The organism is Spirillospora sp. NPDC048819 (assembly GCF_040650055.1).
Classification (GTDB): Bacteria; Actinomycetota; Actinomycetes; order Streptosporangiales; family Streptosporangiaceae; genus Spirillospora.
Genome location: NZ_JBEZGN010000003.1, coordinates 179,931 through 198,051, shown reverse-complemented (window position 1 = coordinate 198,051; position 18,121 = coordinate 179,931). Strand labels below are relative to the sequence as shown.

18 protein-coding genes and 2 pseudogenes are annotated in these 18,121 nt (G+C 71.0%); 9 read left to right on the top strand and 11 right to left on the bottom strand.

All coding sequences use genetic code 11. The annotated features are described in order from the left end of the window. Positions 1-94 precede the first annotated feature (94 nt). The 3 genes from AB0C35_RS06785 (at position 95) to AB0C35_RS06775 (ending at position 5,926) form a co-directional block, all read left to right on the top strand. A complete protein-coding gene (locus tag AB0C35_RS06785; protein WP_358451428.1) occupies positions 95-1,636 on the top strand; it encodes a serine/threonine-protein kinase in 1,542 nt (513 codons plus the stop codon). Then, positions 1,633-3,126: a serine/threonine-protein kinase gene (locus AB0C35_RS06780; protein ID WP_358451426.1), complete on the top strand. Its 1,494-nt coding sequence runs from the start codon at positions 1,633-1,635 to the stop codon at positions 3,124-3,126. The genes AB0C35_RS06785 and AB0C35_RS06780 overlap by 4 nt, the downstream gene beginning before the upstream one ends. Before the next feature lie 124 nt (positions 3,127-3,250). Continuing rightward, positions 3,251-5,926 (top strand): cellulose binding domain-containing protein, encoded by a 2,676-nt coding sequence (locus AB0C35_RS06775; RefSeq protein ID WP_358451424.1) that lies wholly within the window; start codon positions 3,251-3,253, stop codon positions 5,924-5,926. A 146-nt stretch (positions 5,927-6,072) separates the two neighbouring features. On the opposite strand, the gene AB0C35_RS06770 is transcribed toward AB0C35_RS06775, so the two are convergent. The 3 genes from AB0C35_RS06770 to AB0C35_RS06760 all read right to left on the bottom strand — a co-directional run bounded on the left by AB0C35_RS06770 (position 6,073) and on the right by AB0C35_RS06760 (position 8,605). Next, complete coding sequence (locus tag AB0C35_RS06770) at positions 6,073-6,966, bottom strand: chitinase (RefSeq protein ID WP_358451422.1); 894 nt, start codon at positions 6,964-6,966, stop codon at positions 6,073-6,075. Beyond that, positions 6,963-7,484, bottom strand: a complete 522-nt coding sequence (locus tag AB0C35_RS06765) for a lytic polysaccharide monooxygenase auxiliary activity family 9 protein (RefSeq protein WP_358451420.1) — start codon at positions 7,482-7,484, stop codon at positions 6,963-6,965. The genes AB0C35_RS06770 and AB0C35_RS06765 overlap by 4 nt, the downstream gene beginning before the upstream one ends. Before the next feature lie 320 nt (positions 7,485-7,804). Beyond that, on the bottom strand, positions 7,805-8,605 hold the full coding sequence (locus tag AB0C35_RS06760; RefSeq protein ID WP_358451418.1) for an SAM-dependent methyltransferase: 801 nt from the start codon (positions 8,603-8,605) through the stop codon (positions 7,805-7,807). A gap of 51 nt (positions 8,606-8,656) precedes the next feature. Here AB0C35_RS06760 and AB0C35_RS06755 point away from each other — a divergent pair, with 51 nt between their 5' ends. Further along, complete coding sequence (locus AB0C35_RS06755; protein ID WP_358451416.1) at positions 8,657-9,040, top strand: YchJ family metal-binding protein; 384 nt, start codon at positions 8,657-8,659, stop codon at positions 9,038-9,040. A gap of 48 nt (positions 9,041-9,088) precedes the next feature. Here the strand turns inward: AB0C35_RS06755 and AB0C35_RS06750 are convergent, their stop codons facing one another. Continuing rightward, the gene (locus AB0C35_RS06750; protein WP_358451414.1) at positions 9,089-10,243 is read right to left on the bottom strand and encodes an MFS transporter; all 1,155 of its coding nucleotides are present in this window, start codon (positions 10,241-10,243) and stop codon (positions 9,089-9,091) included. Positions 10,244-10,305: 62 nt separating this feature from the next. On the opposite strand from AB0C35_RS06750, the gene AB0C35_RS06745 reads away from it, so the two are divergent. After that, on the top strand, positions 10,306-11,475 hold the full coding sequence (locus AB0C35_RS06745) for an ROK family transcriptional regulator (RefSeq protein ID WP_358451412.1): 1,170 nt from the start codon (positions 10,306-10,308) through the stop codon (positions 11,473-11,475). Here AB0C35_RS06745 and AB0C35_RS06740 read toward each other — a convergent pair. From AB0C35_RS06740 to AB0C35_RS06710, 7 genes and pseudogenes are all read right to left on the bottom strand, one after another. Next, positions 11,472-11,879 (bottom strand): cupin domain-containing protein, encoded by a 408-nt coding sequence (locus AB0C35_RS06740; protein ID WP_358451410.1) that lies wholly within the window; start codon positions 11,877-11,879, stop codon positions 11,472-11,474. The two genes, AB0C35_RS06745 and AB0C35_RS06740, sit on opposite strands and share 4 nt — an antisense overlap. Then, positions 11,879-12,700 carry a phosphoenolpyruvate hydrolase family protein gene (locus tag AB0C35_RS06735; RefSeq protein WP_358451408.1) on the bottom strand — a complete coding sequence of 274 codons (822 nt, stop codon included), beginning with the start codon at positions 12,698-12,700 and terminating at the stop codon, positions 11,879-11,881. Before AB0C35_RS06735 ends, AB0C35_RS06740 begins: the two co-directional genes overlap by 1 nt. Further along, positions 12,697-13,902 carry a Tm-1-like ATP-binding domain-containing protein gene (locus tag AB0C35_RS06730; RefSeq protein ID WP_358451406.1) on the bottom strand — a complete coding sequence of 402 codons (1,206 nt, stop codon included), beginning with the start codon at positions 13,900-13,902 and terminating at the stop codon, positions 12,697-12,699. Before AB0C35_RS06730 ends, AB0C35_RS06735 begins: the two co-directional genes overlap by 4 nt. Positions 13,903-13,978: 76 nt before the next feature. Beyond that, positions 13,979-14,965, bottom strand: a complete 987-nt coding sequence (hemC, locus tag AB0C35_RS06725) for a hydroxymethylbilane synthase (protein WP_358451404.1) — start codon at positions 14,963-14,965, stop codon at positions 13,979-13,981. A gap of 101 nt (positions 14,966-15,066) precedes the next feature. Continuing rightward, a complete protein-coding gene (locus tag AB0C35_RS06720; RefSeq protein ID WP_358451402.1) occupies positions 15,067-15,438 on the bottom strand; it encodes a hypothetical protein in 372 nt (123 codons plus the stop codon). 79 nt (positions 15,439-15,517) lie between these two features. After that, positions 15,518-15,679, bottom strand: coding sequence for a BldC family transcriptional regulator (locus AB0C35_RS06715; RefSeq protein WP_358451833.1), 162 nt, complete (start codon positions 15,677-15,679; stop codon positions 15,518-15,520). A gap of 144 nt (positions 15,680-15,823) precedes the next feature. Continuing rightward, positions 15,824-16,147, bottom strand: a pseudogene (locus tag AB0C35_RS06710) (ATP-binding protein); the annotation flags it as partial. 96 nt (positions 16,148-16,243) lie between these two features. Here AB0C35_RS06710 and AB0C35_RS06705 point away from each other — a divergent pair. From AB0C35_RS06705 to AB0C35_RS06690, 4 genes and pseudogenes are all read left to right on the top strand, one after another. Further along, positions 16,244-17,056, top strand: coding sequence for a helix-turn-helix transcriptional regulator (locus AB0C35_RS06705; RefSeq protein WP_358451400.1), 813 nt, complete (start codon positions 16,244-16,246; stop codon positions 17,054-17,056). Next, the gene (locus AB0C35_RS06700; RefSeq protein ID WP_358451398.1) at positions 17,053-17,250 is read left to right on the top strand and encodes a DUF397 domain-containing protein; all 198 of its coding nucleotides are present in this window, start codon (positions 17,053-17,055) and stop codon (positions 17,248-17,250) included. Before AB0C35_RS06705 ends, AB0C35_RS06700 begins: the two co-directional genes overlap by 4 nt. Positions 17,251-17,422: 172 nt before the next feature. After that, positions 17,423-17,785, top strand: a pseudogene (locus AB0C35_RS06695) (GntR family transcriptional regulator); the annotation flags it as partial. Positions 17,786-17,903: 118 nt separating this feature from the next. Beyond that, positions 17,904-18,119 carry a UTRA domain-containing protein gene (locus tag AB0C35_RS06690; RefSeq protein WP_358451396.1) on the top strand — a complete coding sequence of 72 codons (216 nt, stop codon included), beginning with the start codon at positions 17,904-17,906 and terminating at the stop codon, positions 18,117-18,119. The last annotated feature ends 2 nt before the right edge of the window (positions 18,120-18,121 follow it).

Sequence of the window (18,121 nt, the reverse complement as noted above, 5' to 3'; positions counted from 1 at the left end):
GCGGGTGTCGTCGTTCAGCATGTCCGCTCGGCCTGGACCAGCTCGTGTCCGGCGCCGAGGTGGAGCGGCCACGCGGTCGGTGGAAGGGGACCGAGTGTCAGATCATGTGCTCGCCGGCCGGTATCGCCTGGGGGAACGGCTCGGCAGCGGCGGGATGGGCACGGTCTGGTCCGCCGTGGACGAGACGCTGCGCCGCACCGTGGCGGTCAAGGAGATCGTCTTCCCGGACGTTCTCACCGCCGAGGAGCGCCGGGTGGCGGCCGGCCGGGCGCAGCGGGAGGCGCGGGCGGCGGCGCTGATCGACCATCCCGGCGTCATCACCGTGCACGACGTGGTGATCGAGGACGAGCGGCCGTGGATCGTCATGGAGCTGGTGAGCGGCGCTTCCCTTGAGGAGGTGCTCCGGCGGGACGGCCCGCGTCCGCCGGCGGTGGCCGCCCAGATCGGCCTGGAGGTGCTGGACGCGCTTGAGGCCGCACACGCCAAGGGCATCGTGCACCGTGACGTCAAGCCCAGCAACGTGCTGCTCGGCCAGGACGGACGGGTCGTCCTGACCGACTTCGGCATCGCGAGCATCGACGCCGACCCGGCCCTCACCCGCACTGGGACGTTCGTGGGTTCGCCCGGGTACATCGCCCCGGAGCGGCTGCGGGAGCAGCCGGGCGGCCCCGAGTCCGACCTCTGGTCGCTCGCCGCCACCCTCTATACGGCGGTCGAAGGAAGGCCGCCGTTCAGACGGGACAGCCCGATGGCGGTGCTGGGGGCCGTCCTGTCCGAGGAGCCGGCGCCGCCGCGGCAGGCGGGGTCCCTGGCACCGCTGCTGTGGTATTTGCTGCGGAAGGACCCGTCCGCGCGGCCGAAGGCCGAGGACGTGCGGCGGGTTCTGCGGAATGTGTCCGCCGGGAGGCCGTCGGGGCTGCCCGGTCCGGCTCCGGTCCCTTGGCCCGCTCCCCCGCGGAAAGGACCTTGGCGGGTGGCGGTTCCGATCGCGGCGGGCGTCGCCGTGGTCGCGGTCGGCGGCCTGGTCGTCGGAGCCGTGGCGCTCAACGGCTCCGACGGCGAGGCTCGGGCGACTCCCGGTTCGGCGCCGGCGGGGTCGTCCAGCCCTCCGGCGGCACCTTCGGCGACGCCGTCGCCGCGTACGTCGGGCCTCGACCTGTGCGGTCTGCTCACCCGGCAGCAGGTGAGCCGGCTGCTCCCGCGAGGGAAGCCACAGGTGGAGGAGGACGAGAAGTCCTGCGGATGGGCCGCCTCCAAACGCGGATTCATGATCAGCGACCTCGGCCGCACAGCCGGGCGGCCGCCCCCGCAATCGCCCGCCGAGGCGCACAACAAGTATGTGAGCACCAAGAACGCGGCCACACCCGGGATCCATTACTGGGGATGGCCCGAGATCAACGTCGACCATGTGAAGGCGCGGGAGACGCGGGCGCGCACCATCGCCGGGATAGGCGACGAAGCCTTCGCCTACACGTCCACGGGTTTGTCGAAGACCATGGACATATCCGCTGTCGTGCTGCGGGTGAAGAACACGGTGCTGAGAATCGAGCACATGTACGTGCGCGGCACCGCGTCCCCGGGTGAGGCCCGCGAAGCGGCGCGCTGGATCGCGCGAGCGGCGGCGGCGAAGTCATGACCGCGCCGGCCCGTACGCTCGGCGGGCGCTACAGGCTCGTCCGGCGCCTCGGTGAGGGCGGCATGGGCGTGGTGTGGCGCGCCCGCGACGAGTTGCTCGGCCGGGACGTGGCGGTCAAGGAGCTCCGGCTGCCCGGCCATCTGAGCCCCGAGCAGCGCGACCAGGCGGCCCGGCGTGCCCTGCGCGAGGCGAGGGCGGCCGCCCTGCTCCAGCACAGGTCGATCGTCACCGTGCACGATGTCGTCGTCGAGGAGGGCGGGCCGTGCATCGTCATGGACCTGCTTCCCGGCCGTTCCCTGGACGCGGTGCTCGCCGACGACGGTCCCCTGCCGCCCGATCGGGTGGCGCGCATCGGCCTGGAGATTCTCGGGGCCCTCCGCGCCGCCCACGCCCAAGGCGTCCTGCACAGGGACGTCAAGCCCGCCAACATCTTCCTGCGTGAGGACGGGGCCGCGGTCCTCACCGATTTCGGCATCGCCGCGCTGGAGGGCGAGGCCACGCTCACGCGGCCGGGCTCGCTGATCGGGTCGCCGGCCTATATGGCGCCCGAACGCGTGCGGCACGATTTCGGCGGCGCCGCCTCCGATCTCTGGTCCTTGGGCGCGACGCTCTACGCCCTGACGGAGGGCCGTCCGCCTTTCGCCCGCAGCACGCTGATGGGCACGCTTGGGGCCGTCCTGGCCGACGAGCCGGAGCCGCCCCGCGCCGCCGGGCCGCTCGGCCCGCTGCTGGGGCGGCTGCTGGTCAAAGATCCGGCGGCCCGCCTCAGCGCGGAGGCGGCCGAGGCGTACCTGCGTGCCCTGGTGACGGGCGAGCGCACCGTTCCTCCTCCGGCGGCCCTGCCTCCGTCGCCGCGTCCCGCCTATACGGGACGTCCCACCGTTCCCGCCCGGTCTCCGGGGACGGGCCGGCCCTGGATCGTCGCCGCCCTCGCCGGCGCCGTGGCGACGGTGGTCGTCATCGTGGCCGTCGTGGTCGTCGCCACCCGCGGTTCCGAGGACGCGCCGCCGGTGTCCCGGGCGAGCCCGTCCTCCCGGGCGGCCGAACCGGCGCCTTTCGCGGCCGCACCCTCCCCGTGCGGTCTCATCAGCGCCGAGCAGGCGGGCAGGCTGGTGCGCACCTTCCACAATCTCGGCGACGAGAGCCCCGACTCGTCCACGGGGCGGCCGAGGAAGGACTGCGTCTGGCAGACCGCCGCGCTCGCGGACGGGGACGAGCGGCTGAGGCTCACGCTCCGCACCACGGCGAACGCCGCCGCGGCCCGCCGCCTGCTCGCCGAGGAGCGGGCCGAGGCCACCGAGCGGGTCACGCCGCTCCCCGGCCTCGGCGAGGCCGCCTTCGCCGTACCCGGCCCGGCCGGCGATTCCGTGGTCCTCTTCCGCGCCGGCAATCTGCTCGCCGAGATCAAGTACCGCACCGGGCGCGATCGGCAGGACGAGCTCGCCCGCCAGGCGGCGCGGTGGGCCCGCGCGGCCCTCGAACGCTCCTGACGCCGGTTTTCATGCGGTGAGGGACGTTCGGGCCGGTGAGGGCGCCGGCCCGTGAAAGACGTTGACGTGTCGAAGCGCTTCGATCAGCCTCCTGGTCACCGGGACCACGAGGAGGTTCGAGCCCATGCGAAGATCATTCACCGGGGCCGTCGCGAGTGTGCTGGCGGCGCTGGCCCTGGTCGCCGGCCTGGTGGCGGGGGTGGCGGCGGCCACGCCCCGTCCTACGTCGGCGGCCGGGGACTACACGTGGAAGAACGTGGCGATCGGCGGGGGCGGATTCGTGCCCGGGATCGTGTTCAGCCGCAAGGAGAAGGACCTCGTCTACGCCCGCACCGACATCGGCGGGGCCTACCGCTGGGACCAGGCGGCCGGGCGGTGGATTCCGCTGCTCGACTGGGTCGGCTGGGACCGATGGGGGTACAACGGCGTGATCAGCCTGGCCGCCGACCCGGTGGACGCGGACCGGGTGTACGCGGCGGTCGGGATGTACACCAACGACTGGGATCCCAACAACGGCGCGGTGCTGCGTTCCGCCGACCGGGGCCGGACATGGCAGGTCGCGGAACTGCCGTTCAAGCTGGGCGGCAACATGCCGGGACGGGGCATGGGCGAACGGCTCGCGGTCGATCCCCATGACAACAGGGTGCTCTACCTGGGCACGCCCGAGGGCAACGGGCTGTGGCGGAGCACCGACCAGGGCGTGAGCTGGTCTGAGGTGAGCAGCTTCCCCAACCCCGGCGACTACTCGGACGATCCGGGTGACACCACCGGCTACGGCAGCCACCGTCCGGGCGTCGTATGGGTGACGTTCGACGAGAGCACCGGGACGGCGGGCGCTCCCACCCGGACGATCTACGCGGGCGTGGCGGACAAGGAGAACACCGTCTACCGCAGCACGGACGCGGGCGTGACGTGGGAGCGCGTGCCCGGACAGCCCACCGGCTACATCGCGCACAAGGGCGTGCTGGACGCGTCCAGCCACATGCTCTACATCGCGACCAGTGACACGGCGGGCCCCTACAACGGGGCCAAGGGCGACGTGTGGAAACTCGACACGCAGTCGGGGGTGTGGACGCAGATCAGCCCCGTGCCGTCGAGCAGTTCCGACGACTACTTCGGATACAGCGGCCTGACCGTGGACCGCCAGGATCCCGGAACCCTGATGGTCGCCACGCAGGTCTCCTGGTGGCCCGACATGATCATGTGGCGGAGCACCGACGGCGGTGCGAACTGGACCCGCATCTGGGACTGGACGAGCTATCCGAACCGCAGTCTCCGCTACACCCAGGACATCTCCTCGGTGCCCTGGCTGACGTTCGGGGCCAACCCCTCGCCACCGGAGGTCACCCCGAAGCTCGGCTGGATGAACGAGTCGGTGGAGATCGATCCTTTCGACTCCGACCGGCTGATGTACGGGACGGGCGCGACGATCTACGGGACCGGCGACCTCACCCGGTGGGACACCGGCGGCAAGATCACGATCCGGCCGATGGTGCGGGGCCTGGAGGAGACCGCCGTCCTCGACCTGATCAGCCCGCCGTCCGGCGCACCGCTGGTCAGCGGGCTCGGCGACATCGGCGGGTTCCGGCACACCGACCTGGACTCCGTCCCGTCGACGATGTTCACGCAGCCGGTCTTCACGAGCACGACCAGCCTCGACTACGCGGAGGGCAATCCGAGCGTGATGGTGCGGGCGGGCAACTTCACCGACTCCGACCGGCCGAACGACAGCCATGTGGCGTTCTCGACCGACGGCGGCGCCAACTGGTTCCAGGGGACCGAACCCGGCGGCGTCAACAACGGCGGGACGGTCGCGGCCGCCGCTGACGGCGGCCGTTTCGTGTGGGCGCCCGGCGACGGCGGGCAGCCGGTCGTCCACTCGGCCGGATTCGGCAACGGCTGGAGCCGGTCGTCCGGTGTGCCGGCGAACGCGATCGTCGAGTCGGACCGGGTGAACGCCGGCACGTTCTACGCGGTGTCGGGAGGCAGGTTCTACGTCAGCACCGACGGCGGGCAGTCGTTCTCGGCGACGGCGGCGTCCGGGCTGCCGTCGAGCGGCGTCCATTTCAAGGCGTTGCCGGGCGGGGAGGGCGACATCTGGCTTGCGGGCGACACCGGACTGTTCCACTCGACCGACTCGGGGGCGAGCTTCACGAAGATCTCGACCATCTCCTCGGCGGTGAACGTCGGGTTCGGCAAGGCGGCCCCTGGCGCGAGCTACCCGGCGCTGTACCTGATGGGGACGGTCGACGGCGTGACCGGGCTGTTCCGGTCGATCGACGCGGGCGGGAGTTGGACGCGCATCAACGACGACCGGCATCAGTACGGCAACGCCGGCGAGGCACTCACGGGCGACCCTCGCGTCTACGGCCGGGTCTACCTCGGCACGAACGGCCGCGGCGTCATCTACGGCGACACGTCCGAGACGACGCCCACGGACCCGCCGACCACGACGGAGCCGCCCACGACCGAGCCGCCGACCACCCCGCCGCCGTCTTCGGAGACCGCCTGCGCGGCCACGTACGAGACGACCGGGTCGTGGCAGGGCGGGTTCCAGGGTGAGGTCACCGTCGAGAACACCGGGACGGCCGCGATCACGGCATGGCAGGTCTCCTGGACGTTCGGCGGCGGCCAGACCGTCGCGCAGTCCTGGGGAGCCAGGGTGACGCAGGACGGCGCGGCGGTCACCGCGGCGAACGAGTCGTGGAACGGGACGCTGGCCGCCGGGGCGACCGCCACGTTCGGCCTGATCGGCACCGGCTCGGCCGAGGCCGTCGACCCGTCCTGCAGCGGCGGGTGACACCGGAGGCTCGAACTCGCCGGTGATCGCAGGGCTGCGGCCCACGACCGACAGGGAGCACAACGGGTCGACCCGCGCCCGTGGAGCGGCCGGGCGCGGGTCGACGTTCGCGGTCGAGTGGCGGGATGTGTCGAGTGGCGGGATGTTCAGCAGGTCAGGTTGCCGCCGGTGGGGACGCCCAGAATCTGGGCGAACCTCTGGTAGGCGTTCACCCGGCTCTGCACCTGGGCCGGGTTCCGGCCGTCGCATTCCAGAGCGCCGTTGATGCTGCGGATCGTCTCGCCGAAGCCGTGGCCGTTGACCATGGCGCTGTGGCCGGTCATCGTTCCCGGGCCGCTCTGGGTCATCCAGTACCAGAGCGCGCTCTTCCACGACACGGCCGCGTTCTGCTCCACCAGCCACGGATTGTTGAGCAGGTCGATGCCCAGGGCGTCGCCCGCCGCCTTGTAGTTGAAGTTCCAGCTCAGCTGGATGGGGCCGCGCCCGTAGTAGGCCGCCTGCCCGGCCGGGCAGCCGTAAGGCTGGCTCCAGTCGCAGTAGTGCGGGTAGTTGCCGGTGTTCTGCTCGACGATGTGGACGAGCCCACCGGTCTCGTGGTTGACGTTGGCCAGGAACGCGGCCGCCTCCTGCTTCTTGACGGTGTCGCTTCCCGTGTTGGCGAACGCGGGGAAGGAGTCCATGGCCGCGGTCAGGCCGCTGTAGGTGTAGAAGGAGTTGCGGCTCGGGAACATCTGCTGGAACTGCGCCTGACTCACCACGAAGCCGCCGGGGTCTCCAGGGTCGCCGGGCCCATCGCAGGTGTGCGGGTCCCAGAACCAGTGGCTGATGACCGGGTCGTAGCCCGGGTTCTCATGCACGGCGATGTAGTAGTTGCCGTCGGTGTACCGGACGATGCTGCCCACCGGGTACCACTGGCCGGCAACCCAGTTCGGGGCGTTGCAGGCCGCCGCGGCGGTGGCCGGCGCCGCCGGGACGACGAACAGCGTCGTCATCGCGAGAAGGGCGGCGCCGAGCAGCGTCAGGACGCGCCGCCGTATCACCTGACCTCCAGGTCGATGCAGGCGTAGAACGCGTTGGCCGTGTCGGCGATGTTCCAGATCGCCAGCACCTTCTGGCGGCCGCTCACTCCGCCGAGGTTGACGGTGTGGGACACGCTGGAGGGCGGCTGCTGATCGTGGCCGTCGACTACCGCGACGCGCCTGCCGCCGACGTAGTACTCGTAGTTGAGCGTGCGGTGCCGGGCGGTGAACGTCCAGGTGAAGGTCACCGTGTTGCCGACGGAGGTGGCCCGCCAGCCCTTGCCGTCATCGTCGAGTTCGCGGAAGCGCGCGTTCCCGCCGCTGCAGCTGCGCAGGCCCTTCGGCCCTTCGACGCTCTGCGGCTCCCACTGGATGGCGCCGCACTGGACGATGCGCGCCGCGCACTGGGCCTGCCGGCTCATCGGCGCGGAGACGTAGCCATGGGCGTAGGCGGTGGACGCCGGCATGATCACGGCGACGAGAGGGGCGATGCCCAGGCCCGCCACGGCGGCGGCGAGCCTGCTTCTTGCCTTCTTCATGCGGGGATTCCTCTTGTTCGGGGTGGTCAGGTTCTCGACGTGCCGCGGACACCGGGGGGATGGAGGGGAGCGGGGCATGGGGGGACTCCATCTGATAGGAAACTTTCCTATCAACTAATGCTCACGCTAACCCCGCGGCCGGAACCGGACAAGGCCCCGGGTTGATCACCGAATTGGCTGTGATATGACCAGCGCAGGCCGGAAACCGAACCACCTGGCGGCCCGGATAAATTCGTCAATGTTTCCGATGAACAGGGCCGGCGACCGGCGATTAATGCCCAATCACGCCTGAAGGCCCCGCTCGCGGCCGGCTATGTCGATCAGGGTTTGCGGGCCAGGCCGCAGGTGGCGTCGACTTCCGGGGGCGGGCCGAACGGGGCGGCTTCGGGACGCCACCTGGACGTGGAGACGACGCCGGGTTCGAGGAGTTCGAGGCCGGCGAAGAAACCGGCGATCTGCTCGGGGGTGCGGGCGACGTAGGGGGTGGAGCCCTGTTCCGAGGCGACCCTGATCGCCTCTTCCCGGCCCTCCTTGTCGAGGACGCCGGTGCCGTCGTTGAAGGCCATGAAGCTGCCCGGGGGCAGGGCGTCCAGAAGACGGCGGACGATCGTGTACGCCTCGTCGTCGTCGACGACGTTGCCCATGATTCCGAACATGATGAGGCCGATCGGCTCGGTGAAGTCGAGGGTGCGGGCGGCCTCCGCGAGGATCCGGCCCGGGTCGCGGACGTCGCATTCGATGTAGTCCGTCCTTCCCTCCGGGTGGCTCGCGAGGAGCGCCCTGGCGTGGAGGAGAACGAGCGGGTCGTTGTCGACGTAGACGATCCGGGCGGACGGGGCCACGCGCTGCGCGACCTCGTGGGTGTTGTCGTGGGTGGGCAGCCCCGTACCGATGTCGATGAACTGACGGATTCCCTCTTCGGCGGCCAGGTGGCGGACCATGCGCCCGAGGCAGACGCGCGAGTGGCGGGCGATGTCGCCGACGCTGGGGAACGCCGCGGCGACCTGGTCACCGACCTCCTGGTCGATCGGGTAATGGTCCTTACCGCCGATCCAGTAGTTCCACATGCGGGCCGGATGCGGTCGGGACGTGTCGATCTGCGAGGGGTCGTTGTCAGGCATGGCGTTCATCGTTCCCGCGCGGGCGCCGTCCGGCAAGGCAGAATCAGGGGTGTGGCGAAGAAGTGTCCTTGCGGTGTCGGCTCCCGGTATCAGGATTGTTGCGGACGGTTGCATCGAGGTGAGGCCAGGGCGGAAACGGCCGCGGAGTTGATGCGGTCGCGGTTCAGCGCGTTCGCGGAGCGGGACGAGGCGTATCTGCTGAAGAGCTGGCATCCCGCGACGCGGCCTGAACAGGTCGCCTTCGACGCCATGACGCGGTGGACGCGGCTGGAAATCGTCCGGGAGGAAGGCGGCGGGCCCGGGGACGACAAGGGGACGGTCGAGTTCCGCGCCCATTACTACGTGGAGGGTTCGGTACCCGGGGAATTGCACGAGGTCAGCCGGTTCGTCAGGCATGACGGCGACTGGGTTTACGTCCGGGGCAAGGTGAGCTGACTTTCCGGCCGGCGTGCGGCCCGACGCCCTTTCGGAAATGGCCGAGTGTCACGACGCCGGTGTCGTCCTCAGCCGCCACCCGCAGCGGGCGAGGAGCGTCAGCAGCAGGGCGGGGGCGACGAACACCGCGGCGCGCAGGGTGGTCAGGTCGGCGAGCGTCCCGAGGGCGAGCGGTGCGATGCCGATCGCGACGCCGGACGCGAGGGCGCAGCGGGCGGCGGCCCGGACCGGCTGCGACGGCCACGCGGCGAGCGCCTGCGCGAGGATCACCGGGTAGAGCAGCGCGACGCCGAGCCCGACGACCAGCAGCCCGGCGACCGTGACGGGCGCGGGCGCCGTCCACATGATCGCGAATCCGGCGACGCCGACGAGAGTGGCCGCGGCGAGGAGCCGGTCGGGGCGTCCCGCCGCCCGGACGACGGGCCCGGACATGATCCGCCCGATCGCCATGCCCAGCAGGAACGCCGCCGAGTACGTCGTCGCGGCGCCCGAGCCGAGGTCCTTGGCGGAGCGGAGGAAGTCCGCCGCCCAGAACACCATGCAGAACTCGACGCCGACGGCGAGGACGAGGTCGAGCCACCGGCTCACGAAGGCGCGCGGGGTCCGCTCGCCCGCCGCCGGCACGGTGGCCTCGGCGGCCGCCGGTGCCACGGCCCGCCGCGTGAGCAGCAGGGCGGCGGCCACCGCCAGCGGCGGGACGGCGAACGCGAACCGCCATCCGAGCCCGTGGGCGAGCGCGGCGCCGATCAGGATCGGGGACAGCACGGACGCGGTGCTCGCGACCGCGTTCGCCTCACCGATCGGGACCGCTCCGTCCCCGCCGTGCAGGTCCCTCAGCCCGGCCGGGATGAGCTGGACGAGTCCCGCGCCGCCGAGGCCGAGGACCAGGGCGCCGATCCCGGTCCCCAGGCGTCCGCCGGCGACGGCCATGATCCCGGCGCCGCCGGCCAGCGCGGCCAGGGCCGTGGGGAGCGCCAGCCGCCCGAGGCGCCCGGCGAGCCGGTGCCCGGTGAACCCGATGACGACGAGGCCGAGCGCGAACGCCGACGGGTACAGGGCGACCTCGGCGCGCGGGAGACCGCGCTCCTCGCGCAGTTCGGGGAGGATCGCGCCGAGCGCCGTGAGCAGGTAGCCGAGACAGCCGAACGTCGCGTACAGGCCGAAGGTCGCAGATGTCCGGCGCAGGGCCGCCGTCTCGGTCATGACACTCCCCCAAGGATTATGCTCGTGCAACGAGGATAATCACGAACGGCGAAGATGTCACCATGCAGCCGAAGAGCGCGCACTCGGCCCGGGCACTGCGCAGCCAGGGCGCACTGGCCGTGCTCCGCCACGTCCACGCGCACCCGTCCGCGACCCGCGCGGACGTGGCCCGCGCGCTCGGGCTGAGCAGCGGCTCCGCCACCGAGATCACGAGCCGGCTCAAGGCGTCCCGGCTGGTCCAGGAGACCGCGCCGCCGCGCACCGGCGGACGCGGCCGCCCCTCCCCCGCCCTCACCGCGCACCCCGGCGGCCCGCTGGTCTGCGTCGTCGACATCAGCCACGAGGAGTGGCGGGTGGCCTGCGTGGAACTCGGCGGCCGCGTCGTCACCGAGGACACCGGCCGCCACTCCGGCTCCCCCGAACTGGTCGGGACGCTCGCCGAGCACGTGGCCGCGCTGCACGACCGCCACGGCCGGCGCGTCCGCGCGGTGTCGGTCTGCGTCGCGGGCACGGTCAGCGGGACGACGATCGTCCAGGCGTCCGGCCTCGGCTGGCGCGACGTCGGGCTCGGGCCGCTCAAACCGCCGGGAATCCCCCTCCTCGTCGGCAACAACGCGTCGCTCATCGGGCTCGCCGACGCCCGGCGCGGTGCGGGCGCCGCGGCCCGGGTCGTCCTGCACCTGACGGTCGAGGTCGGCGTCGGCGGCGTCCTCGTCGTGGAGGGCCGCCCGGTGGACGGCGCGACCGGCGCGGGCGGCGAGTTCGGCCACATGCCGTTCGGCGACCCCGCGCTGGAGTGCCCCTGCGGCGCCCGCGGCTGCTGGGACCTGGAGGTCGACGGGCGCGCCATGTCCCGCGCGCTCGACCGTCCCCCGCCCGCGGACCCGCGCACGGCGGCCGGGGAGATCATCGCGTCCGCGGCGTCCGACCCGAGGGCACGGGACGCCGTGGCGGGTGCCGCCCACGCGCTCGGACGGGGCATGGGCGCCCTCGTCAACGCCCTCGATCCGGACGTCGTCACCCTCTCCGGCCTGGCCCTCGATCTGGCCGCGACCGCGCCCGCGTCCCTCGACGGGGGCTACGCCTCGGCGCTGATGCGCTACCGCCGCGCCGGCCCGCCGCCCATCCTCCGGTCCCCGCTCGGCCCGCAGGGCGCGCTCGTCGGCGCCGCCGACGCCGCGTTCGACGTCCTGCTCACCGAGGAGGGCCTGGACGCCTGGTCACGCGGCTAAGCCTGGCGCCACTCCGGTACCGCGCCGGCCTCGTGCAGGCAGAAGTCCGGTGCGCCCTCCAGGGCCTTCTCCTCGCCGCCCGGCGTGTACGTGACGATCAGCCGCAGCGGGCGCCACGTCGTGTTGTGCGTGGAATGCCAGACGCCCTTGGGGATGTGGACGGCGTCGCCCTCGCGGATCGCGAACGGCCTGCCGTCGTCCACCATCTGCGTCGCCTCACCGGAGATCACGTAGATGACCTCCTCGGCGTTCGGATGGTTGTGCCGCGCGTGCCCCTTGCCGGGGTTGACGATCACCTCGCCCAGCGTGCTGCTCGCACCGGGCACCGACGACGGCGTGACGAACCACTTGATCGACCCCCAGTCGAAGGTCATCGTCGTGACGTCTCCGGGATTCACCAGCATCAGATCTCCAGGTTCTTGAAGGCGGCCACTTGCTGCGTGATGGCCTTCTCGGTCGGCAGCCGCTCGACCGAGGAGGCCCCGAAGAAGCCCACGACGCCCTCGGTCCGCGAGAGCACGTAGGCGGCGTCGTCCGGTTCGGCGATGGGGCCGCCGTGGCAGAGGACGAGGACGTCCGGGCGGACGGCGGACGCGGCGTCCCGCATGGCCTGGACCCGCTCGACCGCCTCGTCCAGCGTCAACGACGTGCCCGCGCCGATGCTGCCCTTGGTGGTGAGCCCGACATGCGGGACGAGGACGTCGGCGCCCGCCTCCGCCATCGCCCGCGCCTGATCCTCGTCGAACACGTAGGGGGCGGTGACCATGTCGCGCTCGTGCGCGAGCCGCACCATCTCGACTTCGAGGTCGTAACCCATGCCGGTCTCTTCGATGTTCTGCCGGAACACCCCGTCGTAGAGCCCGACCGTCGGGAAGTTCTGCACGCCCGCGAACCCCATCGCCTTGAGCTGGTCGAGGAAGACCGGCATCACCCGGAACGGGTCGGTGCCGCACACCCCGGCCAGCACCGCCGTGTCCTTCACGACGGGCAGCACCTCGGACGCCATCTCCACCACGATCTGGTTCGCGTCCCCGTACGGGAGCAGCCCGGCCAGCGACCCGCGTCCCGCCATCCGGTAGCGGCCCGAGTTGTAGATGATGATCAGGTCGACACCGCCGGCCTCCGCGCATTTGGCGGACAGCCCGGTACCCGCACCCGCGCCGATGACGGGCTTTCCTTCCGCGACGCCGGCCCGCAGCCGCTCGAGGACGGTCTGACGGTTCACTTCGATCCCCCCGAGATCATCTGGTGCAGCCGGTCGGCCATCGCGCGGCCGAACGACGGGTCGTTGATGTTCACGTCGAGCCTTTCCGTCTCCACCGCGCCCTCCATGGCCGCGAAGCACGCCCCGTCCGCCTCCGGGTCGTGGAAGGGCATCCCCGGCGCGTCCAGCGCCGACACGCCCCCGAGCGGAAGGAACAGGACGGTCGGCCCGGTCGCCTCGGCCGCCTTCGCCGCCACCCGCCGGCCCAGCTCCGCCATCTCCTCCCGTGTCGTCCGCATCAGCGTCACGGTCGGGTTGTGGACGTAGAGGTTGCGTCCCTCGAACCGCTCGGGGACGGTCTCGCGCGGCCCGAAGTTGACCATGTCAAGCGCCCCGGGGGCCACGACCTGCGGAACCCCGTGCTTTCCAGCCGCGGTGAGCCGCTCGGGCCCGGCCGACAGGACACCGCCGACGAGGTCGTCCGCCAGCTCGGTCGTGGTCAGGTCGAGCACCCCGGCGATCAGCCCGCTCTCCACAAGCCCCTCAAGCGCCCGGCCCCCGGCCCCGGTCGCGTGGAACACGAGGACCTCGTAGCCCAGCTCGTCCAGCCGCTCCCGCGCCGCGTCCACCGCCGGCGTCGTCACCCCGAACATCGAGGCCGCGACGAGGGGCCGCTCATCGACCGCAGGCGCCGTCTTGGTCTCGGCGTACGCCTTGGCCATCCCCGCCGCCGCGGCCGCCGCGTTCCCGAGGATGAGCCGCGACACCCGGTTCACGCCCGCGATGTCGACGACGCTGTACATCATCGTCACGTCCTTCGCGCCCACGTACGGCGTCACGTCCCCGGACGCCATCGTGGACACGATCAGCTTCGGAAGCCCGATCGGCAGATCCCGGACCGCCCGCGCCGCGATCGACGACCCGCCGCTCCCGCCGACGGCGAGCACGGCGTCCACCCGCTCCAGGCCGGCGACCACGGCCGCCGCACCTTCCCCCATCGCCGTGACGGCCGCACCCCGGTCCCCCGCGTCCCGCAAGGCCCCAAGCGACGCGCCCCCGGCCTCCGCGACCCGCTCGGCACCTACATCGGCCTCCACATCGGACGCTCCGACCCCGACGTCGACGAGGACCACATCGCAGCCCAATTCCCGCACCCGATCACGAAGCCACACATACTCGGCCCCCTTGGTATCGAGCGTCCCCACCAACACCACAGTCGCCATGGAAGACGCATTCCCCACCACCCCACCCCGCAACCGGCACCGGATGAGTACGCGCTGTCCCTGTTTCCCTCACGCCTCAGTGCGGGATTCCGCCGATCAGGTCGCGGGCGCCCTTGCGCAGCAGGTCACCGGCCACGTATGCGCCCAGGTCCTCGCCCTTGTCCGGTTCCGACCACTCGTGTGAGTGCACGAACTTGGACCCGTCACGGGTGAAGACCATCCCGCGCAGGGTCAGCTGCCCGTCCCGTTCCAGCCGCGCATGCCCCGCGATCGGGCTGTTGCAGTGCCCTTGAAGCCCGTGCAACATCGTGCGCTCCGCGCGCACGCACCGCCGCGTGTCCCCGTCGTCCAGCAGCCGCACCAGTTCCACGATGTCGGGATCGGCACGCCGGCAGTCCACCGCCAGCACCCCCGCACCCACCGCCGGGATGATGTCGAGCGCATCGCCCGCCCGATCGATCCCCAGCCGTACCAGGCTCGCCCGCGCCAAGGCGATCGCGTCGAACTCCTCTCCCGAGTCCAATCGCCCGAGCCGGGAGTTGACGTTGCCGCGCAGGTACTCCACCCGCAGGTCCGGCCGGATCTGCCCGAGCTGCGCACGCCGCCGCACCGCCGACGTCCCCACCCGCGCCCCTGGCGGCAGATCCGCCAAGCACCGCACCTTGCTCACCATCGGGAACAGCATCACGTCGGACGTGTCATCACGCTGCACGTACGCGGCGAACACCAGCCCATCGGGGCGCGGCACATCACCGGGCACGTCCTTGAGGCAGTGCACCGCGACATCCACCCGCCCCGTCAACAACGCCCGGTCGATCTCCCGCATGAACGCACCCTTGCCGCCCAACTCACCCAGGTGGCCCCGGTGCCGATCTCCGGCCGTCTGAATCCCGATCACCTCGACCCGGACGCTGGCCAACTCCTCCAGCCGCGCCGCCACACTGCGCGCCTGCACCATCGCCAGCGGAGACGTACGCGTCCCCAACCGCAACGCCCCACCCCCGCCCGACCAGGAGAAAACCGGTTCCACTGCACCCGCCCCGGCCAGGACGACATCTGTCACGGCCGACGTTCCAGCCTGGCCGCTGGACTCCGCTTCACGCCCCATCGTCATGTCCCTTCCATTGCTTCACCGAGAACCCTTGCACTTGCGCGCCGCCACGATCAGGCGCGCTCTCGGAACGGGAACATGCGGTGCTTCAACAGCAGGTCCAGGGCTTCGGCCGCCGCCTTCACGTCCCCGCACGGCGAGATGAACCCGCCCCGACCGTCACCGGCCTCGAAGTAGCCCCACGCCTCGCCCGGCAGCGCCCGCACCGTCACCACGGCCCCAACGTCGTCGGCGTGCCCGCTGGCATACACCCACAGCAGTGGCACCGGGAAGCGGAACTCCCACTTGTCGTAAAGCCCCACGCACCGCCAGCCCAGCGGCAACAGCGCGACCCGCAGAACCTCCAGTCGCCGTACCGCCGCGTCATGGCACCCGAGTGTCCGAGCCTCCAGGATCAGCCGCCACCGGCCGACCCCCCGAATCACACCCCGGACCGCGCCCTGCGCCACCTCACACGCCCTTTCTGTTTCCCGAGCCGCCTCGTCCCCTGCCCACGCCCGCCGATCACCGCGCGTCACCCCCGTCCATCAGGTGTTCGACCTGCTGACGGCTGAACCGGCGGACGCCACCGAGCGTGCGAATGCACGCCAGCATCCCGTCGTCGGCCCAGCGCACCACCGTCTTGGGGTTGACGCGGAACATGTTGGCCACGTCCCCGGGCGTCATGAGCTGCCCAGGACCGAAGTCCCAGCCATCAATGATCAGCGGCTTGGCAACCGTCCGCTTGCGGCTGTTCATCGGGGGTTCCGTCTCGTTGAAGGAGACTTCGGCGGACGGGTTTGCGGTCCACTCGGCGAAGACGACCTTGCCGCCCGCCTCGTCGCGCAGCGTGCCCCACCGGTCGACCAGTTCCCCGATGATCATCAGCCCCCGACCGCTCAACGCGTCGGGGCCGGGGTGGCGCAGCACCGGAGGGGTCCCGTCGCCGTCCCAGACCTCCACCACGTAAACGTCGCCATCCGCGTAAGCGTCCACCCGGATCTCGTCCGTGCCCGCGTGCCGGATCGCGTTGGTGACCAGCTCCGAGGTGACCACGCGCACGTTGTAGCCATCGACAGGCCATTCGGCGGTGATCTCCGCGACGTGATCCCGCGCCACCTTGATCTTTTCGGCGTCCGGCTTGAATGCGATCATCTCACCCACTCCCCACGTGTTTTCCGGTCATAGAGTGACGGCCGCCGCTATGGTCTAACTCGTTCAACCAATCAATCTGTACTTAAAGGATCATGAATGGCTGCGCGGAACGACCTCGATCCGGATAACGATCACTGGCATTGGCTGGCCTCTGACCTGCGGGTATGGCGGATTGAGCGGAATATGACGCAGGCCGGTGTGGGCAAGCTCCTTGGGGTTACAAAGACTCAGGTTTCGAACTGGGAATCAGCTCGGGAAAACCTGCCCATGAAACACGCCGAAGCATTGGATGGGATTTGGCGTACATGTGGGCATTTCACCCGACTTCGCCGTCTTGCGGAGCGGGCGCACGACCCGGGCTGGTGGAACCAGTACACGCCGATCGAGGTGCGGGCGTCCCGCATCTGCTACTGGGCACTCGCGATAATCCCCGGATTGCTCCAGACGGCGAACTACGCCCGTGCTCTCCTGGAAGACGGCCAGATCATCGAGGACGTTGAAGCGACGGTCGGCGCACGCATCGCCCGGCAAGAGGTGCTGAGCCGGGACAAGCCGCCCGAGTTGCGGGCATTGATCAACGAGTCGGCACTCGACCAGCCTGTCGGCGGACCGGAAGTCATGGGCGAACAACTCGCCCACCTCATCACCCTCAGCCACCGGCGCAACATCATCCTGCGCGTCGTGCCCCGCAGCGTTGGCGCGCACATCGGCCTGGACGGCTCGTTCGCAATCCTCACTGGGACAAAGGATTCCGCGGCCTATATGGATGCCAACACTGGTGGCAGACTGACCCAGGACCCGACAAGGCTGGACGATCTGCATCGGCGCTTCGACCTCATCGGCTCCGAAGCGCTGTCGGCGTCCGCCTCGCGTGCTCACATCGAACGGATCATGGAGGGCATGAAGTGATCGAGTGGCGCAAGTCCAGCCGGAGTAACGCGTCCGGTGAGGAGTGTGTGGAGGTCGCGGTCCTTGCCGAGGGGTGCGGTATCAGGGACAGCAAGGCCCCTGAGGCTGGTCATCTGACGCTTTCTGCCGTGAGTTTCGAGCGGTTCCTCACCCGAGTGAAGCTGGATGAGTTGGATGTTCGCACGAACCCTTGACCGGCCAGCGTGAGTAGACCAAACGGAACTGCCGAGTCACCGGACGTCTGGCACTGCCAAGAGGTCGATCTCTTCGTTCGCGGGCATCCTCGAGGACACCCGCTTCGCCACCGGAGACGCCGTGACCCAGCCCGCCTATCAGCGCATCGCCGATGATCTACGGCGCCAGATCATGGGCGGGCGGCTCGCAGCAGGCGACAAGGTCCCCTCGCGCGCTCGGCTCCGCGAGCAGTACGACGTCTCCGACCAGGTCGCGATCCAGGCCGTGCGGCTCCTGATCTCCGAAGGCTTCCTGGAGGGCCGCTCGGGATCGGGCACCTACGTCAGGCGCAAGCCCACGCTGAAGCGTCTTGCCCGTTCCTGGTACGGCACGAGCGGCCGCACCAGTTCCCCGTTCCGCACGGAGATGGCGAGTCAGGGCCGGGCCGGCGACTGGCGGGTCTCGTCACAGACCGCCGCGGCGAGCCCGCCGGTCGCAGAGCGGCTCGGCATCGCGGCGGGCGACCCCGTGATGGAGAGCCGGTACACCTTCCTCGCCGACGACGAGCCGGTGATGCTGTCCACGTCGTGGGAGCCGCTGGAGATCACGCAGGGCACGCCGGTGATGTTCCCGGAGGAGGGCCCGCACGCAGGCGCGGGGGGTCGTCGCGCGGATGCGGGAGATCGGCCGGCACATCGAGACCGCGCAGGAGGTCGTCACCGCCCGCCCGGTCCTGGCGGCCGAGGCGGACCGGCTCGGCGAGGCGCTCGGGTCGGTGGTGATGGTGATCGCGCGGACCTACGCCACGGCCGACCGGCCGGTCGAGACCGCGGAAATCGTGGTGCCGGTCGACCGGTATGAGTTGGCGTACGTCATTCCTGTTGAGTGACG